Source organism: Haladaptatus sp. ZSTT2, from assembly GCF_037081775.1.
GTDB lineage: Archaea > Halobacteriota > Halobacteria > Halobacteriales > Halococcaceae > QDMS2.
On sequence record NZ_JBAMHQ010000001.1, the window covers coordinates 270,748 to 291,192 of the forward strand.

A 20,445-nucleotide genomic window follows, 5' to 3' on the forward strand; every position below is an offset into this window, starting at 1 on the left:
GCGTCAAATTCCCAACCACTAGATGGGAACGCTATCGACACTGTTTGCACCCGAGCGAATCGCGGTGGTTGGTGCGACCGAGCGCACCGGGTCAGTCGGCCGTGCCATCACCGAAAACTTGCTCGCAGACTTTAGCGGCGAGACCATCCCGGTCAACCCGCGCGCCGACACCGTCTGCGGCGTGGAAAGTTACGAGAGCATCGCAACCGTCCCCGGAATAATCGACCTCGCCGTCGTCGTCGTGCCGCCGACCATCGCCGTCGAGGTGGTGAGAGAGGCGGCGACGGCGGGTGTCGAGAACGTCGTCGTCATCACGGCGGGCTTCTCTGAGACCGGCGGCGAGGGTGCGGCGCGCGAGCAAGAACTCACGGCCGTCGCGGACGAGTTCGACCTCAACCTCGTTGGCCCGAACAGCCTCGGTATCATCTCGACCGGTGTGGGGATGAACGCCACCTTCGGTCCGGATAACGCGCTTCCCGGCTCTATCTCGTTTATGAGTCAATCGGGGGCGTTCATCACGGCCGTTCTCGACTGGGCGAACGACCGCGACATCGGCTTTCGCGACGTGGTTTCACTCGGCAACAAAGCCGTCCTCTCGGAGGCGGATTTCATCCGCGAGTGGGGCGACGACGAGGGGACGGAGGTCATCATGGGCTACTTAGAAGCCATCGAAGACGGCGAGGGGTTCATCGAGGCGGCCCGCGAGGTGACCAAAGACACGCCAATCGTCCTCGTGAAATCGGGGCGTACCGAGGCGGGGGCGCGCGCGGCCTCCTCGCACACCGGCGCAATCGCCGGCAGCGAGCGAGCCTACAAAACCGGCCTCGAACAGGCTGGCGTCCTCCGCGTCGAGACGGTTCAAGACCTGTTCGACTTTGCGGGGATATTGAATGGTCAACCGCTCCCCGAACGCGGAGACGTAGCGATTGTCACGAATGCTGGCGGCCCCGGCGTGATGACGACCGACGCGGTGGGGGACTCCTCGCTCTCGCTTGCCTCGTTCTCACAGGAGACGCTCGCTGCGCTCACAGAGACGATGCCCGAAGAAGCGAACATCCACAACCCAATCGACGTGATTGGCGACGCCGATATCGAGCGCTTCGAGACGGCTATCGACCACGCGCTCGCAGACGACCGTGTCGGCTGTGCAGTGCTCTTGACGTGCCCAACGGCCGTCCTCGATTTCGACGCGTTCGCAGAGCGCGTCGTCGCCCTGCAAGCAGAACACGAGACGCCGATGGCTGTGTGTCTCATGGGCGGCGATTCGACGCGCGAAGCCGCCACGCGGCTGAACAGCGCGGGAATTCCGACCTACTTCGACCCGGCGCGCGCCGTTCGCAGTCTCGACGTGCTCTGGTCGTACAAACAGATTCGAGAGCGCGAGTACGTGCCACCGAAATCGTTCGATGTAGACCGCGAGCGCGCCCGCGAACTCCTCGATGCAGCGGCCGAACGCGGCCAGCCACAACTCGGCGTCGAAGCCTTAGACCTGCTCTCAGCCTACGGGATTCAGACGCCGACGGGGACAGTCGTAGACTCGCCCGCAGACGCCGTCTCCGCCGCACAGGACATCGGTGACCCGGAAGTCGTCATGAAAATCGTCAGCCCGGACATCCCACACAAATCCGACATCGGCGGCGTGAAAGTCGGCGTCCCGCTCGAAGACGTGTACGACGCCTACGAAGACCTCATCACTCGCGCACGGGAGTATCAACCCGACGCGACGATTCTTGGGGTCCAAGTCCAAGAGCTGGTGGCCCGTGCGGAGGCGACCGAAACCATCGTCGGGATGAACCGCGACCCGCAGTTCGGCCCGCTCGTCATGTTCGGGCTTGGCGGTATCTTCGTGGAAGTCTTAGAAGACGCCACTTTCCGTGTCGCCCCCGTGAGCGAGCGCGACGCGACGTCGATGCTCGATGAAATCAAGACTGCACCGCTCCTGCGTGGGGCCCGCGGTCGCAAACCCGTAGACCAGCAGGCGCTCGCAGAGACCATCCAGCGGCTCTCACAGCTCGTGACCGACTTCCCCGAGATTCTCGAACTCGACATCAACCCGCTGCTCGCCACGCCCGAGGGGGCAACGGCACTCGACCTCAGACTCACTATCGACCAATGAACACACTGCTCATCACGTCAACCGAAGAAAGCACCGGCAAGACGGCCATCGCCCTCGCGCTCGCGACGCTCGCGTCCGCACAGGGCACGGCCGTTGGCTACATGAAACCCAAAGGCACGCGCCTCCAGTCGAACGTCGGGAAGATTCTCGACGAAGACCCGATGCTCGCCCGCGACCTGCTCGATTCCGCGGACGACGTAGCGGAGATGGAACCAATCGTCTATTCACCGACGTTCATCGAGAACGCCATCCGTGGGCGAGAAGACCCGAGCGCACTCAGAGACCGCGTCGCAGAGAACTTCGCCCACCTTGCCACAGACCGCGACCTGATGGTCGTCGAAGGCGGGGGAAGCTACACGACCGGCGGTATCATCGAACTGACCGACGCCGACGTGGCGGACCTCCTCGACGCGAACGTGCTGTTGCTTGCAACCTACAGCGAACCGGGCGACGTAGACGACGTACTCGCTGCAGCCGAGAGCTTTGGTGACCGACTCGGCGGCGTCCTGTTCAACGCCGTCAAGGACGCAGATTACGACCGCGTCTCGACGGACGTGGTGCCGTTTCTCGAAGGCCGTGGGATTCCCGTCTACGGCGTCCTCCCGCGAAAGCGTGAACTCGCCGGGCTCACCGTGGCCGACCTCGCCAAGGAACTCGGCGCACAGGTCGTGACGCCAGACGTGCCGACCGACGGCTACATCGAGCGGTTCGCCGTCGGTGCGATGGGCGCGGAAGCCGCGCTGAGCCAGTTCCGGCGGACGAAAGCGGCGGCGATGATTACCGGCGGCGACCGCACCGACATCCAGACGGCGGCGCTCGAAGCGCCGGGCATCATGTGTCTGTTGTTGACCGGTGGCTTCCAGCCACCGGGGGCGGTCGTTGGCAAGGCCGCAGAACGTGGGGTACCAATCTTGCTCATGCAGACGGACACGATGACGACCATCGAGCGCGCAGAAGACGTGATTCGCTCCGGGCGCACCCGCGACGAGGAAACCGTCGCGTCGATGCGCCACCTACTCTCGACACACGCAGACGTAGACGCAATGCTTCGGTGAGGAGAGCTATTCGGTTTCGCCCGCCGGAACCGCCAACACCGGAATCTGTGAGTGTGAGAGCACGCGCGTCGTCGTACTGCCGAGCAGTTGTTCGATGCCTCGTGCGCCGTAGGTTCCCATGACGATGAGGTCCACGTCGGCACGCTCTGCCGCAGAGACGATGGCCTCGTTGATGTGAATGCCGCGGACGATTTCTGTGGTCGCCTCGACGCCCGCCTCCTGAGCCGCGTCAGCGATTTCTCCGACGGCTTGCTCGCCCGCTTCGGTGAACGCTTTGAGCATGTCGCTGAGTTTCTGTGAACTGAACAACAGTGTGGCTGCGCTTTCGTCTACGACGTACACGACGTGGAGGCTCGCACCGGTTTCGGTTGCGAGGTCGATGGCGTACGTGCCCGCTCTTCGGGCGGCGTCGCTTCCGTCAGTCGGCACGAGAATCACGTCATACATACCGTAGTGTACGAGGGAGAGAACTAAAAGATACGACGGTGAAACGGTCCCAGGAGATGGGAACTGGCGCGTGCCTTAAGCCCAAAACCGCCCTTTTTACACACGAGAAGTGAGGGGAGATTCATGTACAACACAATACTCGTTCCAACCGATGGCAGTGAGCAGGCAGCCCGTGCCGTAGAACACGGCATGAAACTCGCAGAACAGTACGACGCGACGCTTCACACGATGTTCGTCGTCGATACCCGACGCTACGGTGACCCGACGCTCAGCAGCACCGAACTCATCGTAGAGGAGATGGAAGATGTCGGAACCGACCTCGTCACCGACATTGAACAGCGCGCCACCGACCGCGGACTGGCTGTCGTCTCACGCGTCTGCCACGGCGTCCCCGACGAAGAAATCGTCGCCTACGCCACGGAGATCAATGCGGACATCATTGTGCTCGGCGCACACGGCAAAAAGCGTGCAAATCGCATACCGATTGGGAGCGTCGCAGAGCGGGTCGTCCGCACCGCAGACCGTCCGGTGCTTACGACGTAGCGTCCTTGTCTAGAGGGTCTTCTAAATCGCCCGTAATCGCCTCGAAGGCGTCCGTAGCTGTGACCAGCCCAACGACGGAGCCAGTCACGTCGTCTGCGTCCGCGGCGGCGTCCGGCACCTCAGTGACGAATGCGAGCTCCTGATTTTCTGCTTGGAACGTGTCGATGACCTCACTCACAGCGGTGCGGCCATCGATAGAGAGCGGCTCTGACGCAATCGATTCGAGGGTGATCGAGCCGTCGGTCACGGCTTCGATGTCTTGGAGGAGGGCAGGAACGTAGACGATGCCCTCGAAGTCTTCGAGCGAGTCGCCAACGAGTGGGAATCGCCCGTGTGGGTTCTCTGCAATGATGTCGAGATTCTCCGCGAGCGAATTGGTGGTCGAAAGCGTCACGATCGACTCGCGGGGAACCATCACCTCGTGAACTGGGGTTTTGCCGATTTCGAGGGCGTTCATCACCTCTCTGCGCCGCTCGTCGGTCAGGTCGCCTTCAGACAGCATGTCGCCAACGCGACTCCTGAGTTCGCGGCGCGTACTCGGGCCGTCGCCGTCTTCTTCGTCCGTCCATGACCGGTCGATTTCGACGCCGAACAGGCGAAGGATGCCTTTGGCAATCTTATCAGAGAGGATGATGACGGGAGCCATCACCTTCGTCCACCAGTAGAGCATGGGCGCACAGTAGCGGGCGACGAACTTCGTGCGTTCGACGCCGAGATACGTCGGCGCTTGCTCGCCGATGACGATGTGGGCGATGTTAATCATCCCGAGGGCAAACACCACCGACAGCGCTGTGTGGCCGCCGCTAGTGATACCAAGGAGCCCAAAGGCGCCAGAGAACACGGCGGCGACGGCTGGTTCTGCGACGACGCCGAGGCCGACGCTCGAAATGGTGATGCCGACTTGACAGCCCGAGAGATAAATCTCCAGCTTGTCGGTCATCTCCCACGCCTTGTCGAGGCCGGGGCCGGAGAACTCTTCACGGGAGAACTGACGAACCCGCGTCATGGCGAACTCAGTCGTCACGAAAAAGGCGTTCGCCAGCAACAATGCCACTCCACCGACCAGTCGAAGGGCCGTTGTGACCTCGCTCATCTGACCGGTGGTAAGAACTAGGAGCCCGTAAGCCTACGGGCCGTTAGGCGACTTCCTCGATGAGCGAGGAGAGCGTTGCCTTGTCTTGGACGCCGACGAGTCGCTTTGCCTGTTCGCCGTGGGCGTAGAGCAGGAGGGTTGGAATCCCCTGGACGCCGTTCGACTGGGCGAGGTTCTGGTGTTCATCGACGTCCACCTTCACGATGGTCGCCGCGCCTTCTGCGGCGAGTTCTTCCATCGTCGGTTCGAGCATTTTACACGGACCACACCAGTCGGCGTAGAAGTCAACGAGCACGACGTCGTGGCTGTCTACAATCTCCTGTAGGTGTTCGGTGCTCTCGATGTGGATTGGTTCTGACGGAGACTCAGCGGCCTGTGCGTTTGCCTGCAGTTCTTCTGCTTTCTTCTGGCGAATGGCGTCGATGTCGTCGGTACTTGAGGAATCGCTCATGTCCCACCCTATTACGTGGATGGCTTTAATCACATTGCCCGTGTGCCGACACGGTACACAACCGATGGCGGACAGTATTTTGCGCGCGAGCACGTAGGATAGGTGTGACCTCTCCCGACGCCGTGCTCATCTATGACGGCGAGTGTCCGTACTGCTCGATGGCCGCGATTGCGCTGAAGCGACTCGACACCGTCGTCGCCATCTCGTGGTACGACGACGCCGCCCAACAGTTCCTCGACGCACAGTTCGGCACGACACCGTTTGCGATGGTGCTCGTAGACCAACAAGCGAGACAGGTGTATGCGGGCAAAGCCGCAGCAAAAGAACTTGCCTCGCGGGCGGGAATGCCGAAACTCGCCGGGAATCTCGTGCGCGACAACTACGAAACGATAGCCGACCTCGTTGGCCTCGCGAGCGGTCGGGGACGCGACCCGGACGACTATCACGAACAGTACGACCTGACTGCAAAAGCGAGCAACCTGTTTACCGCGCTTGCCGCGGCCGCCACCGAGCGTCCCGCAGACGTGACCGCTTAGGCAAAGCGAATGACCGTTGGTTTCACCACGACATCGCCGAAGTCGAGGGTGACCCGCTTGCCGACATAGATGCGCTCGCCGTTGTAGTAGCGCAACTCGTCTTTCATCGTGAGCGTGGTTTCGACCGTCAGCTCAGCCGTGACCGTCTCGTTCGTCTCTGAAATAACCTCGATAGCTTCGACTTCGACGAGCGAATCGGTGGCGTTGACTGGCCCTTCTTCTATCGGTTCGAGCAGGTATTTTGGGACGCTTTCGAGCCGGTAGACGACGCTCACGTTCTCGGTCGGTGGCGGCGCAGTCGTGTTATTCGTTTGATTCTGCGGCGTTGCTGTCGGCGTTGGCGTCGGTGTGGCGGTGGTGTTGTTCGTGGCGGGGTCTGCCGCGTCGTCGCCCAGCACGAGCGCGCCACCCGCGCCGACCACCGCAATCACGAGGAGGATGACGAACGCGTCGATAATATTCACGAGCCCGAAGAGATTCCCGTCCGAATCGAGAAGTGGCATTACTCAAACCATTGGCAACCCCGGTTACAAACATGTCGGTTTCTCCGCTTTCTGTGACAGAAAAACAGCGATGGAGACGGGGCAGTCAGGCGTATTCGAGGTCGTCGGTGTACCAGTCGAGCGCCAGCACGGCCGCCCCACCGACGATGGCGATAAACACGACCGCACCAATCGAGAGCGCCGACTCGAACGTGCCGTTTGCGAGGACCTCCGCTGCTGGCAGGCGAAGCGCGCCGACCATCAAACTCACGAGGAACGTAAGCGTCGCCGCGCGGTAGTTCGAGAGCGCCCATCGGATGACGTGGGCGATAGAAAAGAGCCCCACGACTGCGCCCACGCCGAACACGACGACGGTCGTGGCGGGTTCGATGACCAGGTCGAGGGCACCACCGCGAGCGATGCCGATGAGGCCGTCAACGAACCGGCGAAGCGTGCCGAGCATGAACTCGTACTGGCCCATGAGCAACAGCAAGAACGACCCCGAAATGCCGGGCAGAATCATGGCGGTGATGGCGACGGCACCGGCGACGAACGCGAACGGGAGCGTGTTCGGTAGGCCGCCGCTGCTCGATGCGCCCGAGACGAGAAACGCGAACGCAAAGCCGACGACGGCGACGGCGAGGCGCGCGGGCGTGTTCACGTTGACGTGGTTGTAGAGGACGATGGCCGAGGCGGCAATCAGCCCGAAGAAGAACGCGAACGTGAACGTCGGATACTCCACGAGCGCGGTTTCAACGATGCGCGAGAGCGTGATGAGTGCCGTCAGAATGCCCGCGCCGAGCGCGACGAGGAAGAACACGTCCATGCGGAGCAGGTCGTCGCGGAACGCCGCGCGGCCATCTGCGGTGTGGAGGCGAAACACGTTCGCAATCGCCGCAGCGTCGAGTTCCGTGATGGCGCTGATGAGCCGTTCGTAAATCCCAGTGATGAGCGCAATCGTGCCGCCCGAAACGCCGGGCACCGTGTCCGCAGCGCCCATGAAAAAGCCTTTCAAGTAGATCGAAAACAGCTCCCCGCCGGGAATCCGAGAGTCACTCATTAGGCAACTCGTGGGAGAGCCGAGGGTATATTGGCTACGGCCGGGGCGTCAGCCGCCTGCCACGAGAGCGTGGCGGGCGGTGTCAGCGAAGCCGAGGTGTTGGAGTCGTTCGTGGTGTTCGTCCCGTTCGGCGCGTCCGTGGCGCTTCCGTCAGTGGTGTTGGTCGCGTTGCCGTCGTCCTGTGCGCCTTCGGGGATGTCGACGGTCTCCTCAGAGAGCGAGACTGTGACGGCGTTCGAATCCTCACCGATGACTTGGCCTTCGGTCACGTCCGCAGACCCCTGCCACTGCGTGCCGGTCAGGTTGTCGTCGCGTTCGAGCGGCGAGGTGAACGTGTACGGGCCGGTCGCGCGAACACTCACGTTGGTGTAGCCTTCCGAGAGACCGTATTCTTCGTATCCCGTCGTCGAGTACGGCAGCGTCATCGTGAACTCGCCGTTCTCGTCAGTCTGGGCCTGCTGCGTGTAGGTGAACGTCGAGTTCGACGTTGGCATTCGCATCTCGACTGCGGCTGTGATGGTCGTGTTCGCCGGACCGGTGCCTTCCACGGTGGCACCCGGCACCTTCTCGAACGTCTTGACCCACGCTGGCGGCGTGTTGAACAGCGCGTTCGTTGAGAGGCCGCCTTGTCCGAGCAACTGAGCGCGCGTGAAGAACGCCTGCTGGAACGTCGGTGAAGACAGTGCAGACGTGTTCGAAATCTTCACGAGGCGGTAGTGTTGGAGTGCGGGAACGCGCTCGCTTGGGTACTTGCCGATGCCACCGATTTGCGAGGTGGCGTCGTTGTCGACGTACTCACGGGCTTCGTCCATCGTCTCGAACCGCTTGATTGCCGTCGCGTTCGGTCCGCTTGGCAGTGCTGGGAACGTCACCGTCCCCCGGTTGGTTTGCACCGAACTCGTCCCCCAGTCGGAGACGACCGGCTCGACTTCGATGGAGCTGCCGTGGTGGTAGTAGAGGCGCGTCCGCATGCTCTCGTAGTAGCGCTGGGACTGCACGGTGTAGACGAGTTGCGTCCCCTGTTGGTTGAACACGGGTTTGATAATGTCCCGCGAGGTCAGGTTCTCGCGGTTGTAGAACACCGTCGGCGCGGAGAACTTGTTGGAACTCGGGTCTGCAAGCTTCCAGTCGATCATGACGTAGCGCGTCTCCTCGCCCTCTGGGCTCACGAGCTGTTCGTTCGCCGCCGTCTCGTTGGTCGACAGCAGGAAGTTCGCCGCTTCGGTGGCGCTCTGCTGGAACGGGTTGGCGTCAGGGATGCGCTCGCCTTTGACGGTGATGAAGTGGCCGTAGTCCCACCACGACATCACCCCATACGAGCCGTCTGGATAGTCGAAGTCGTCCGTCTGGGCGTAGGTGCCGTAGAGGTCCATCTGGTTCTGTGCGCCGCCGTAGGTACCTTCTTTCGGCGTCTCGTTTGCGAGCCAGTCGAGGCTGTCGTCCCACTGAGTGACTTCGCCCGGCTGGGACACCTGCCCGGCGTAGGAGATGGCGTTCGTCCCCCGCAGCGCGAGCGGGCCGGTGACGACGAGCAAGATGGCGACGACAGTGAGTACCTGATAGAGTTCGATGTCGCGTACCGAGCGAATCGCCTTCTCGGGGCTGACGAAGCGGAAGATTCCGCCCGCAAGGAAGGCGTTGAGCGCGACGATAGCGAGGATGAGGTAGTAGTTAAAGCGCACCTGCGTGAACGCGGCGGCCGTCATGAACACGGCCCACGTCAGGACGAAGAGGTACTCTGCGCGCGACTTGCCCGCGTAGAAGTACTGGACGAGCATGACGCCCGCACCGACGACGGCGGTGTAGAACGTCAGGCCGTAGGAGAAGGAGAGGTAGTTCTGTGCTTGTGAGAGCTGCAGAGGCTGGGCCTCACCGACGGTCTGGGCGGTGGCGCTCGACCCGAAGCCAGCCACCCGAGAGAACTGCGAGACGAAGAAATTGAACACGTCCGGGACGACGACCATCAACAGCAGCGAAACAACGGCGATAGAGCCGACGATGACGCCCGGGAACGCGAGGCGTGGGTAGTCGGTCGTGTCGAGTTTCCGCGCGAGGAACGCGAGGAACACACAGCCACCGGCGACGGCGGCGGCGAGGAGCGGCTGGATGAGCGTGAACTGAGTCGGACTGAGGGCGAAGCTGTCGAACGACACGAGCGTGAGGACCGTGACAACACCCATCATCACCGCGCCCGTGATGGCGAGGTGTTCTGGACTCTCGCCGCGCACGTAGACGATGCTCAGTGCGAGCGCGAAGAAGACGCCAAGGATACCGACGAGGAAGACGCCCGGTGGCCACGTCCAGATGTAGAGCGAGACAGCGACGCCAGCGAGCGCAGCCCACCCGACGGGGCTTCTGAGGTTATCCCAATCGCGCTCTTGGAACTGTTCGTACACCGGTTTTTCGCGCTCTGCGACCGACAGGGCGACCATCACGGCGAGGACGGCAATCGACTGGAACAGCGCCTCTGCGACGTGGTGGTCTGAGAAGCCAACGAGGCTGCGCCGGAGGAACTCACTCGGCGCGAGCGCGAGGATGAGCACCGCGACGATGCCGCCAAAGCGGCCACCGAGGCGCTTGCCAATGAGGTAGGCTGGAATCGCCACGAGCGTCCCGAACACCGCAGGCGCGAACAGGAGCGTCAGACCAATCGTGTGCTGGTCTGGACTGCCGAGGCCGACGATGAGCGCGACGGTGGCGACGATTTGGTCGTACAGCGTCCCGAACTGGCCAACGCTCGTCCCGACGGGGAAGTGCGTCCACGGGTCGAACGGCATGGTCGAGGGCCAGTGTTGAACCGTGTAACTCACTTGCCGGAAGTGGTACCATGCGTCGTTTCCAGAGAAGAAGACGTCGCCGCCACTGACGAAATTTTTCCAGCCCTGAACTCGGGTGTACAGCATCACGCCGAGGAGGGCCACGAGGAGCGGAACGTGATACCACTCCTCGATGAGGTCGGCCACCGACCCGGAACGACGGGTCTGTGCCGACGGCTGTTTATTGCGTTTGCTCATTGTCTTTCCTGACTAGGAAAACGCGCATAAACCTTGTTATCTACGCGTCAACACCAGCAAGGAATTGAAAGGAAACGCCTTTGGACAAACGTCACCTTTCTCTGAAAAATGCGGGTCTCCGTCGTCCTCTGTACGTATTCACTCGACCTCTACGATGCTTTCGAGCAAGCAGCAGAAAGCATCCTCGCCCAGACGTATCCGAACCGTGAACTCATCGTGGTGGTCGACGGAACCCCCGAGGTGGCAGAACGCGTCATCGAAGACTTCGGCGCGCGTGAGGACGTACGCATCCACCTGAACAGCGAGAATCGCGGCCTGCTCGCAAGCCGAAACACGGGCGCAGAACTCGCAGACGGTGACATCGTCGCGTTCATCGACGACGACGCGGTCGCAGACCCAGAGTGGCTTGCAGAACTCGTCTCGGTGTACGACTCCCACGACGCGCTCGCCGCGGGCGGGCGCATGACCCCCGAGTGGGTCGCTGGCAAACCAGCCTTTCTCCCCGCCGAGTTCTACTGGCTCATCGGCGTCACCCACCGCGGCTTCGCAGACGGCCCCGGCGAGGTGCGAAACACCTTCGGCTCGAATCTCTCGTTCAAACGCGACGTGTTCACCGACCTCGGCGGCTTCGACACCGCCATCGGCGGCCGCAAAGGCGAAAAAAACCTCCAGGGCGGCGAGACCGAACTCTGTGCGCGCCTGCGCCAGCAGTACGATGCAGGCGTCTACTACACCCCCGACGCGCGCGTGGCCCACAAGGTGTTCGCCTACCGCACCGACCCTGAGTGGTTGCTTCGCCGGGCCTTCTGGCAGGGCTACTCGAAGCGCGCGATGGAGGTGTTGGTACCCGAATCGAGCGGCGAGGAGTCTGAATTCTTGGGTCAGTTGCTAACAGAATTTGCGCCACAGCGGGCGAAACGACTCCTGTTTCACCCCTCGCGTTCCGGGCTGTTGCAGTTGGTGATGCTGGTCGTGTTGACGGGTGTGGTTGGGCTTGGGTACGTGTACGGATTCATCAAGCATCAATGACTGAGACGCCTATCGAAAGCGAGTCGCTCAGAGTTCTATGGCTAACTCCGGATAAACCAGCGAACATCAGCGTTGGCAGAAAGCGAATTGCAGACTATCTCCAAACACAGGGAATTGAGGTTGTGCTTCGCGGAACGACGCTTCAAACTGTTCGCCAGTCGCTGCGCGAACGACGTGAGTTCGACGTAATCGTTGGCACGACCCGTGCTGGAGCAATCGCCGGAACGTTACTTTCGGTGCTTGGTTCGAAACCCTTGCTCGTTGACCATATCGACCCAATCAGGCAGTTTGCAGAAACGCACCCTCGGCTGCTTTCTGTGGTAGTCAGGGTGTTAGAAAACGCCTCGTTTGCTCTCGCAGACCATGTCATCTATGTTTACGATGAGGAAGCAGCGCGGGTGAGAAAATACGCATCAGTCGCAACGAAGACGGAGTTGGGCGTCCCCTACGACACGTTCGCCAATCCTCCACAGTCGGTCATCGAACGTGCCGAAACTCGATTGAAACGCAGTGGCGTGAACGAACACGTCGTCATCTACGTCGGTGGGTTAGAGCCGATTTACCACATTCGAGAACTGCTCGACAGTATGGACTACCTTCCCGACTGGTCGCTTGTCATCCTCGGAACGGGAAGTCTCGAAGAGTTAGTCGCGTCCAAAGCTGCAGAACGTGAGAACGTGATCTATCTGGGGACGGTTCCGCACGAAGATGTCCCCGGGTATCTCCACGCCGCGGATGTTGGTGTCTCGCTTGTAGACGACGCCCATACGCTGAAAGTGCTCGAATATGGCTCGGCTGGCCTCCCAGTGGTTCAGCTTCGGGGCCGTGCAGAAGGTCGATTTGCTGGGTTGGCATCGTTCTGCACTCTCGAACCGCAGGCGATTGCCACGGCGATTCGGTCGGCACCCGAGACTACCGATACAAACGCACTCAAAGAGACGAGCAAACAGTATGATTGGCGTTCGATAGGACAAGTCTATGAGTCAGCGTTACGAAGTACTGTAAACGACCACCAATGACCGATTCGAGGCTCAATGAGCAGTCGTGGACGTACTCAATTTGCATCACGCACTACAATCAAGGAGCGACGCTCAAGTCGAGCCTCAAAAGCATCCTCAACGAGCGCCCGGACAACTGTGAAATCGTCATCGTTGATGCCGGAAGCGACGATGGGAGCCTCGCTATTCTCAAATCGTTCGCCGCAGACCACGAGGCACTTCGACTTTTCATCGAACCAGGCTGTAACCGCGGCGAGGGGAGACAACGGGCGCTCGAAGAAGCAACGGGGGAGCACATCATTGCAAACTACGACCTCGATCAGACGTACGGCACGCTGCTCGAAGGGGTGTTGAACGTGTATCACGACCTTCTTGAACGAGATGGCCCGATTGCGCTTCGAACGGCTGGCAATCTGTTCATTGCTCCACGAACCCTGTTACGTGATGTCGGTGGGTACAGTCCCCTGATGCGTGGTGAAGACCACGAGTTGACCGACCGGCTCGAAGACCGTGGTGTCTTGCGCTATTTGCCCGTGAAAAACACCGAAAATATCGATAGTTCGAAGCCAACCGTACGCCGCAGAGCAACGCGGTGGTTTCGCTCCGCAAAAGGACTGTATCAGATTGGGTTTTCACCCGCACAGATATTCCACTTTCTGTTTGCAAACCACCCATTTCCGCTCTCATTGATTGGATTGCCCTTGTCGATTGGTGGCATTGTCGCAGGAGCCATTGAGGGCCGCGTCTACACCGCCCGGAAAAAACGCTGGCGAGAGATTTTCGAAATGAGCGCGCGACCGACCTATGCAGACGTGTACGTGGCTGTTCCACCGGAACTGTCTCAGTATGCGATTTCAGACGAAACACCACCCAATAGCACTCCTCGCCGTGACCAGTCATAATGGGGCGAGACGAGCCAAGTGAAGAATCCATAAACCCTACTACAAAAGAAGCCAACAGGTTTGTGTGAAGGTGTCTACTAATTCTGCCCTCCGGACGCTGTTTAAAGGAGGTGGAATTCTCTTTTTAGGGCTGTTTCTTGAACTCGGAATCTCGTTCGTCGCAAAACTCGTCATCGCACGGGTTCTCGGCCCTGTGAACTACGGGGCGGTGTCACTCGGGATCACGACTGCGACCATCGTCTCGACTGTGGTTCTGCTTGGGTTGAACACGGGCATTGGCCGGTATCTTCCAATGTTCAGCGACAAGACGCGTAGACGTGGCGTGCTAGTCTCTGCGTTTCAAATCGGTATCCCGCTCTCGATTCTTGCAAGTTTGCTCATTGTCGTGTTCGCTCCAACGATTGCACGCGTTGTGTTTACCGATCCGGCGACCGAAGCCGTACTCCGAATCTTTGCGCTCTGTATCCCGCTCGCAGCGGTGATGAAACTTGCCGTCGGGAGCATACAGGGGCTAAAGCTGTCGCTTCCGAAAGTGTATATCCAGAACATCTCGCTTCCAACGCTCCGATTCGCAGGGATTATCGTTGCTCTGTCGGTCGGTGTTGGCGCGACCGGTGTCGCGTGGGCGTACGTAGGCTCGTATCTCGGAGCGGCGGCACTTGGCGTCTATGTGTTATATACACGGACGTCACTTTTCGCTCGGAAAACCCCGTATCAACCCATGCACAGAGACCTGCTGTGGTTCTCTGCACCGCTTGTCATCTCAACGGTGATGACGTTCGTGTTTGCGGACATGGACACGTTCATGCTTGGTTATTTTTCTTCAACGGCGGACGTTGGTATCTACAACACGATCTACCCAATTGCGCTCTTGCTCACGATGATGTTGAGTTCATTTGGGTTCCTCTTTATGCCGGTTATCGCTGAGCTTCACGCTACTGGCGACACAGAGAGTATGCGCCAGCTCTATCACGTCGTCACGAAGTGGGTGTTCGTCGTTACGGTTCCCCTGTTCGTCGTCGTCGCGCTCTTCCCAACGGCGAGTATTCGACTGACGTTTGGTGAACAGTACGTCTCGGGTGCAGCCGCGCTGAGTATCCTTTCGATTGCCTTTTTCAGCCATGCAATCGCCGGACCAAACAGTGATACGTTGACTTCGCTTGGTCATACGAGATTGATAATGTTCGACAACACGCTCGTTGCCGGAGTCAACTTCGTGTTGAACGTCGTGTTGATCCCTCCCTATTCGGTGCTCGGCGCGGCAGTTGCCACCGCCGTAGCGTACGTCCTACTCAACTTACTCTACTCGTACCAACTGTACCGAGTAACCGGTATTCAGCCGATTACTGGCTCGCTCGTGCGCTTGTCTCTGGTTGCGGTTGGGTTGAGTGCGTTGGTGTACTTGCCTGTAACCAACCAGTGGATCACATCGGTTCCTCTACTAGTGCTCGTTGCAGCGGTAGCAGTGATTGGGTACACTGTTGCAGTACTTCGATTCGGAATTGGGTCGGAAGAACTCGTGTTGCTCGAAAGCGTAGAAGACCGATTCGATATTGATCTGGGGCGACTGAAATCCCTCGTGGTACGCGTCAGTAGATCGTAGTTTCTGCCCCGTGCGTTCGTGCACGAAACCCCGTATCGATTTTCAGTGAGCCCTGTAGGAGAAGGCTTTTGCAGGCCCGGAAACGACCAAAAAACAATGGAATCCCGCGACGACGTTTGTGTTCTCATCCCGACGCTCAACGAAGCCGCGACCATCGGGTCGGTCGTAGATGGCTTCCACGAGCAGGGATTGACGAACGTCCTCGTCGTGGACGGCCACTCCTCAGATGGGACGAGAGAGATTGCGGCCGACCACGGCGCACGGGTCATCACCCAGTCGGGCAGCGGGAAGGGACAGGCCGTCCGCGAGGCAATTCGGAAGATTTCGGTGCCGTATATTCTGATGGTTGACGGCGACGGCACCTACCGCCCGGAAGATGCAGAAGCCATGCTCGAACCACTGCTGTGGGGCGATGCACAGCACGTCATCGGTGACCGGTTTGCGCACATGGAGGCGGATGCGATGTCGCGGGTGAATTCGGTGGGAAATCGCGTCATCAACCGGGCGTTTTCGCTCATTCACGGGCGCAACCTCAGAGACATCCTGAGTGGGTACCGCGCGTTCACTCGCGAGTCGGTCGAGGCGCTTGGCCTCTACGCAGACGGATTTGGTATCGAGACAGAGCTCGCCGTCGAGTGCGTCAAACACGGCGTGACGACGACCGTCGTGGATATTCACTACGGCTCGCGTCCGGCGGCGTCTGATACGAACCTTCACCCGCTTCGTGACGGTGGCATCATTTTGATGACGCTGTACAAACTCGCGAAAACCAACAATCCGCTCTTTTACTTCGGGAGTGTGGCGGGGGTGAGCACCGTGATCGGCGTCATCATTGGGCTGTACGTGGGCGTCGAATACGTCACCATCGGGGTCTCTCACGAGGCGATGGCGGTTGTGTCGGCCTTTTTCATCCTCTTTGGGATGCAACTGTTGATGTTCGGCGTGCTTTCAGACTTGATTGTGACGCTCAACCGCGAACAGACGCGGCGACTCGAAGAAATTGCCAGACAGCGTCGTAACCCTGCTGAGCATGGGGAGTCACGGCGCGTCGAGTCGGCGTCGCCCGGCCCGGACGAACGGGCGTAATACCTATTTTTCGTGAACCCCTCGCGCCACACATGACGAAGTACACCTCGGTCTCTATCTCGAAAGAACTCGCTGATAAGGTCGAAGAGACAATCGAAGGGACGAGCTTTTCGAGTACGGGCGACCTCGTCCGTTTTTTGCTGCGGAGCATCGTCGTGCAACACCAACGAAAAGGTGAGTTGACTGAAGCGGAGTTCGAAGAGGTCACGCGACAGTTGCGCGAACTCGGGTATCTCAAATAAGGTTTCAGGGCAACGCGTCTTCTGGCGGTTCTGCATCGACAATGGTGAGTGGCTGCTCTGTCCCTGTCGCGTCATAGACGCGGACAGAGTCGTCGTCCCACGGGGGTGTTGCGATGAACACTGTAGAGCCTACCTTACCACTGGCTGGAGAATCGTCAAAGCCATCCGGGTACGAGACGAATCGCCCGTGTGACTTCTTCGCTGGATTGTTCAGGTCAACGCCAAAAACGGCGGAAACTGATGTATCCCCGGCGAGATAAAAATGCGAAAACACGGGCGTCTCTTCGGGGACCGAGAGTGGCTCCGTGAACGACCCCGCAGGAGTCGTAGAGAGCGTGAATACTACCGGCTCTGGCGCTTCCGTGCGGGCGTATTCGAGGAGGATGGTGAGAAGGCCACGTGTCGCATAAACCATGTCGGATGACACGTTGCCACCGTGGTTAAACAGTTCGGCGGAATTGCGGTTATGCTCCTGTCAGTTCCTTGCTTTCACCGAAAACACCCCGAAGCAAAGCCTCATCAGACATATATCCAAACTTCTCTACAAATATTTATATCATTTATGTATAAAAAATTATAAATATGGCGCGTTCTTTTGTATTTGCTGATATGGTCAAAAAATCAGTAAAGGAATTCCTTGCAAAGAACCCACACATGATGGGCGCTCTGTTCACGATGACCATCGTCCTCTCGAAAGCTGGGAACATGATTGCAGGTCACGGGACTAGCACGCCGGGGCCCTAATCTGTTTAACACTCCTTTTTGACACGACAACCAGTATCCGGACGCAGGGGCTACGACTCGGCGACGATGTCCGTACTCCACGTGAACTCTCCGTCGAAGATTACTGGCGTCTCTTCGAGCGAAAGGAACTCGTAGAGTTCCTCACGACCAACGGTGAACGTCTTGATGTGGCCTGAACTCAGGAACTGGTCTTGGTTATCCCCGATATGCGGACAGAACAGCGTTCCAATCCCCATATTCCTCGTCGGGTAAGTTCTGATACTCACATCGAACCCATCGTCGCGAGTGCGCACGTCACAGATATGTGGCGTGAGGCTCTCTGCGTGGGCAATATCGACGTTACCGTCACCAACGACGAGATACTGACTCCCGATGATGCTCTGGTCTGCGGCGATGGTGAGCGCCGCGCGGAGCGGGAATCCGAGATTCAACAGCCGTGCCATCGTACTCCCGATTCTGAACGCACCACTGTCGATAACCTCATCCAGGGTCACGACGCCACCGACGCTCCCGCCCTCGATGAGTCGCATTCCTTGGGTGTACGACCGGCAGGCGTTGAGCATGAAGGCGTCTACACCCACGCTCTCAAGGGTTCGAACGTTGAGTTTTCCGTCGGTACACTGGAAGCCGTCGTCGTCAATGTGGCCGATGTAGTGGAGGAAGTCCACGTCCGATTCGAGAACCTGCCCGAGTTCTGAAACGGTGAGATTCGAGGTGAGTGTGACGTTAAACGGGAGTTCCTCGCGCGACCCGTACACGTCTGCCGCCGCATGCTGCTCATCGAGCATTGCCTCGTCGTTGCAGACAACGGTGATGTCGATGTCTTGGTTCGTCACTGTCCGGTGGAGTCGGTTGCGGAACGCGGACACCGTGGCCTTCGTCGCCCCGAGCGGGGCATTCTCGCCAACCCACGCCTGTTCGAGGGAGTTCATGGATTCGGGTTGGACGACGGAAATCGACGACTGCTCGCCGTCCGTCGTCGCCCGCGTGAACGTGTCGCGCATGAACTCGTCAACGGCCGCCGTCTGAGCTTCCGGTTGGGTCACCGTACTCGCGGTTGGTGTCCGGACGATGGCGAGGTCGTTTACGAGAAACGGCAGAATTTCGACGTTTTCTGGCGCTGGTGGGATGTGCGTCGTCAGCTTCCACTCGGGCAGGTGGGGTTTGATACGGTCGTACGGCACTTCGAGGTCGGCTTCGAGTTGCTCGCCAACCGATTGGCTGTACCGTTCTTTGAGCGAGAACGGAATGTGCTCTTCGACGGCACTGCGTTCGTGAAGCGACACCTGATAGTAGCCTTCGGTGCGGGTCAGGCAGTCCAAGAAGAACGTTTGTTTGAGCAGCCGTTCGACTGTCCGCTCGAAGGCCTCGCCTGTCCCGAGTGGATGGACGGACCCCGTCTCGGTGATGAGCTGTGCCGTCTCTCCCGGCTCGATTTCCGCACCGAGGTAGTATGCAAGTGGCGCAACCACGTAGAGCGCCTCGAGTTTTGGAGGTACTTGAAGTGTCACACCGGTCTCGGGTGCGGAAAGACCGTCGGGGATGTCGAGTTCATCGCCGAGTTCAATCGTGGGCGGATGGCCCCTGAGCGTCGGGTACGACCGTTCACAGGAAGCCGTCTTCAGCGAAGAACTGAGGGCTGAAATCGCCGCCATCATGTCGTGTGGGTCTTCGGTCGTCGTGATGGTCGTCGCGGGACTGTCGTGATACGACCGTGCGCCAACGAGCACCTCGGTGTCGTCGCCAAACTCGAACGCCATCTCTGTCGCACCAGCGGTGACCGTCAGCGGTGCGGTGACCTGCAAATAGAGCTTGATGGGGCCGTTGAGTTCGATACTGTACGTTTTTTCAGGGAGGTCGTGAAACGCAAAGTGCTCTGCTTGCAGGACCATGTTGCCTCGGTTGGTGCGAACGTAGGTGGCTACCACTTGCGAAAGAACGAGTTCAGAAGTAGTGATAGAAACCGCAGTGTCTACTGGAAATCGAAACCGGTCTGTATCCACGGGACTCGGCGCTACCGAACGGTCAGTACGGAGGGCACACTGTCTGCGTTCAATGGGGTCTGCGATCTGCAAGCCGTGAGTACCCGTGCACGCCTCAATCGTGACGTACATCAGAGACAGCCCTCCCACATTGAATGCCGGCACCCGTGGACGGCATACATATACCCTTCTTACAGAACGATTTACCAAAAAAGTATCGTCGGAAATACGTGTTTACAGGGACGAGGGTCGCGCCCGGCCGAGAGCGGGCGCATTTTGACCGATGTCTGTCTTCTTGCGTGGGATTTCGACGCCTCGGCTAAAACGGGAGAAAACTCTTGAGAGTTTGCATGTAGAGCTTTGGCGTGCGCTTTATAGACCCCGCGAGTGCATCGCGGAGCGCCCCCGCTGCGTCCGTTGAGATTCCCGGGCCGTGGCCAACGAGGATTCGCTCCGGCGAAAGTCCACGAAACGGGCGGCGTGGTGGGGTCAGACGCATCGCCGGGTGGACGCCCAACCGTTCGTTGCTCGTACAGTAATAGGAGACGGTTCCAAACGCCTCCGGGACGACGAGCGTGCCGGAGTCGGCGTCGTAGAGCGCGCCTTCATTCCAGAAGAGGTTATCATACACTTTCAACAGGGTGTACTTGGTGTCGGCAAGCGCACCTTCGAACAGCGTCGTCGGGGCATCGAGGTCGTCTGAGATGCCCGCCATCCATCGAGGGAGGTAGACAGAGACGTCGTGTCGGCGCGCAATCGCCGCCGCGTCGCGTTTGTGTCGGTCGAGCAACAGTACCACGCCACCGACGGGGCCGTATTCCGCGATGTGGTCGTCTAACCCCCCGAAGTCAACGGGGTCGACGAGCCAGACGCGGCCGGCCGAGACGAGCGCGTGGCTCGCCCGTTGCATCCCCTCTTCTGGATGGGCAATCCAGCCGAAGCCACCATCCCACTCGTCGATTAGTTCCGGTTCGCCCGCCGTGCCGGAGGCTTTCATCGTCATACCACAACTCACGCGCGCAAGCCGGATAAACGACGGGCCTACCCGGTTCGGGAACCGCT

At 59.7% G+C, this 20,445-nt stretch carries 20 protein-coding genes; 11 read left to right on the top strand and 9 right to left on the bottom strand.

The features are described 5' to 3' along the window. Positions 1–22 precede the first annotated feature (22 nt). Together V5N13_RS01375 and V5N13_RS01380 are read left to right on the top strand one after the other, a co-directional pair. Positions 23–2,116: an acetate--CoA ligase family protein gene (locus tag V5N13_RS01375; RefSeq protein ID WP_336359310.1), complete on the top strand. Its 2,094-nt coding sequence runs from the start codon at positions 23–25 to the stop codon at positions 2,114–2,116. Further along, the gene (locus tag V5N13_RS01380; protein WP_336359311.1) at positions 2,113–3,171 is read left to right on the top strand and encodes a phosphotransacetylase family protein; all 1,059 of its coding nucleotides are present in this window, start codon (positions 2,113–2,115) and stop codon (positions 3,169–3,171) included. The genes V5N13_RS01375 and V5N13_RS01380 overlap by 4 nt, the downstream gene beginning before the upstream one ends. Before the next feature lie 6 nt (positions 3,172–3,177). Here the strand turns inward: V5N13_RS01380 and V5N13_RS01385 are convergent, their stop codons facing one another. Then, positions 3,178–3,618, bottom strand: coding sequence for a universal stress protein (locus V5N13_RS01385; protein ID WP_336359312.1), 441 nt, complete (start codon positions 3,616–3,618; stop codon positions 3,178–3,180). A gap of 123 nt (positions 3,619–3,741) precedes the next feature. Between V5N13_RS01385 and V5N13_RS01390 the strand changes: the two genes are divergently transcribed. Beyond that, positions 3,742–4,161, top strand: a complete 420-nt coding sequence (locus tag V5N13_RS01390; RefSeq protein WP_336359313.1) for a universal stress protein — start codon at positions 3,742–3,744, stop codon at positions 4,159–4,161. On the opposite strand, the gene V5N13_RS01395 is transcribed toward V5N13_RS01390, so the two are convergent. Together V5N13_RS01395 and trxA are read right to left on the bottom strand one after the other, a co-directional pair. After that, on the bottom strand, positions 4,151–5,254 hold the full coding sequence (locus V5N13_RS01395; protein WP_336359314.1) for a CNNM domain-containing protein: 1,104 nt from the start codon (positions 5,252–5,254) through the stop codon (positions 4,151–4,153). The genes V5N13_RS01390 and V5N13_RS01395 overlap by 11 nt on opposite strands. 43 nt (positions 5,255–5,297) lie before the next feature. After that, entirely contained in the window at positions 5,298–5,705 is a 408-nt protein-coding gene (gene trxA, locus V5N13_RS01400; protein ID WP_332899053.1) for a thioredoxin, read from the bottom strand. A gap of 158 nt (positions 5,706–5,863) precedes the next feature. Here trxA and V5N13_RS01405 point away from each other — a divergent pair, with 158 nt between their 5' ends. After that, on the top strand, positions 5,864–6,241 hold the full coding sequence (locus V5N13_RS01405) for a DUF393 domain-containing protein (protein WP_442905086.1): 378 nt from the start codon (positions 5,864–5,866) through the stop codon (positions 6,239–6,241). On the opposite strand, the gene V5N13_RS01410 is transcribed toward V5N13_RS01405, so the two are convergent. The 3 genes from V5N13_RS01410 to V5N13_RS01420 all read right to left on the bottom strand — a co-directional run bounded on the left by V5N13_RS01410 (position 6,238) and on the right by V5N13_RS01420 (position 10,797). Next, entirely contained in the window at positions 6,238–6,744 is a 507-nt protein-coding gene (locus V5N13_RS01410; RefSeq protein WP_336359316.1) for a DUF4330 domain-containing protein, read from the bottom strand. The genes V5N13_RS01405 and V5N13_RS01410 overlap by 4 nt on opposite strands. Positions 6,745–6,829: 85 nt before the next feature. Continuing rightward, the gene (locus tag V5N13_RS01415) at positions 6,830–7,783 is read right to left on the bottom strand and encodes a DUF368 domain-containing protein (protein ID WP_336359317.1); all 954 of its coding nucleotides are present in this window, start codon (positions 7,781–7,783) and stop codon (positions 6,830–6,832) included. Continuing rightward, positions 7,783–10,797: an oligosaccharyl transferase, archaeosortase A system-associated gene (locus V5N13_RS01420; protein ID WP_336359318.1), complete on the bottom strand. Its 3,015-nt coding sequence runs from the start codon at positions 10,795–10,797 to the stop codon at positions 7,783–7,785. Before V5N13_RS01420 ends, V5N13_RS01415 begins: the two co-directional genes overlap by 1 nt. Before the next feature lie 108 nt (positions 10,798–10,905). On the opposite strand from V5N13_RS01420, the gene aglG reads away from it, so the two are divergent. The 6 genes from aglG to V5N13_RS01450 all read left to right on the top strand — a co-directional run bounded on the left by aglG (position 10,906) and on the right by V5N13_RS01450 (position 16,657). Next, positions 10,906–11,826 carry a glucosyl-dolichyl phosphate glucuronosyltransferase gene (gene aglG, locus V5N13_RS01425; protein ID WP_336359319.1) on the top strand — a complete coding sequence of 307 codons (921 nt, stop codon included), beginning with the start codon at positions 10,906–10,908 and terminating at the stop codon, positions 11,824–11,826. Then, on the top strand, positions 11,823–12,845 hold the full coding sequence (locus V5N13_RS01430; RefSeq protein WP_336359320.1) for a glycosyltransferase: 1,023 nt from the start codon (positions 11,823–11,825) through the stop codon (positions 12,843–12,845). The genes aglG and V5N13_RS01430 overlap by 4 nt, the downstream gene beginning before the upstream one ends. Further along, positions 12,842–13,726: a glycosyltransferase gene (locus tag V5N13_RS01435; protein WP_336359321.1), complete on the top strand. Its 885-nt coding sequence runs from the start codon at positions 12,842–12,844 to the stop codon at positions 13,724–13,726. The genes V5N13_RS01430 and V5N13_RS01435 overlap by 4 nt, the downstream gene beginning before the upstream one ends. Before the next feature lie 70 nt (positions 13,727–13,796). Next, a complete protein-coding gene (locus V5N13_RS01440; RefSeq protein WP_336359322.1) occupies positions 13,797–15,329 on the top strand; it encodes a flippase in 1,533 nt (510 codons plus the stop codon). Between the two features lie 96 nt (positions 15,330–15,425). Then, positions 15,426–16,415, top strand: a complete 990-nt coding sequence (aglJ, locus tag V5N13_RS01445; RefSeq protein WP_336359323.1) for an S-layer glycoprotein N-glycosyltransferase AglJ — start codon at positions 15,426–15,428, stop codon at positions 16,413–16,415. A gap of 32 nt (positions 16,416–16,447) precedes the next feature. Next, complete coding sequence (locus tag V5N13_RS01450; RefSeq protein WP_276247388.1) at positions 16,448–16,657, top strand: CopG family transcriptional regulator; 210 nt, start codon at positions 16,448–16,450, stop codon at positions 16,655–16,657. A gap of 4 nt (positions 16,658–16,661) precedes the next feature. Here the strand turns inward: V5N13_RS01450 and V5N13_RS01455 are convergent, their stop codons facing one another. Continuing rightward, positions 16,662–17,072, bottom strand: coding sequence for a hypothetical protein (locus tag V5N13_RS01455; RefSeq protein ID WP_336359324.1), 411 nt, complete (start codon positions 17,070–17,072; stop codon positions 16,662–16,664). A 194-nt stretch (positions 17,073–17,266) separates the two neighbouring features. On the opposite strand from V5N13_RS01455, the gene V5N13_RS01460 reads away from it, so the two are divergent. Then, complete coding sequence (locus tag V5N13_RS01460) at positions 17,267–17,401, top strand: DUF7503 family protein (RefSeq protein WP_336359325.1); 135 nt, start codon at positions 17,267–17,269, stop codon at positions 17,399–17,401. Positions 17,402–17,451: 50 nt separating this feature from the next. On the opposite strand, the gene V5N13_RS01465 is transcribed toward V5N13_RS01460, so the two are convergent. Then, positions 17,452–19,293 carry a hypothetical protein gene (locus V5N13_RS01465; RefSeq protein WP_336359326.1) on the bottom strand — a complete coding sequence of 614 codons (1,842 nt, stop codon included), beginning with the start codon at positions 19,291–19,293 and terminating at the stop codon, positions 17,452–17,454. Between the two features lie 409 nt (positions 19,294–19,702). Beyond that, entirely contained in the window at positions 19,703–20,386 is a 684-nt protein-coding gene (locus V5N13_RS01470) for a hypothetical protein (RefSeq protein WP_336359327.1), read from the bottom strand. Positions 20,387–20,445: the final 59 nt, after the last annotated feature.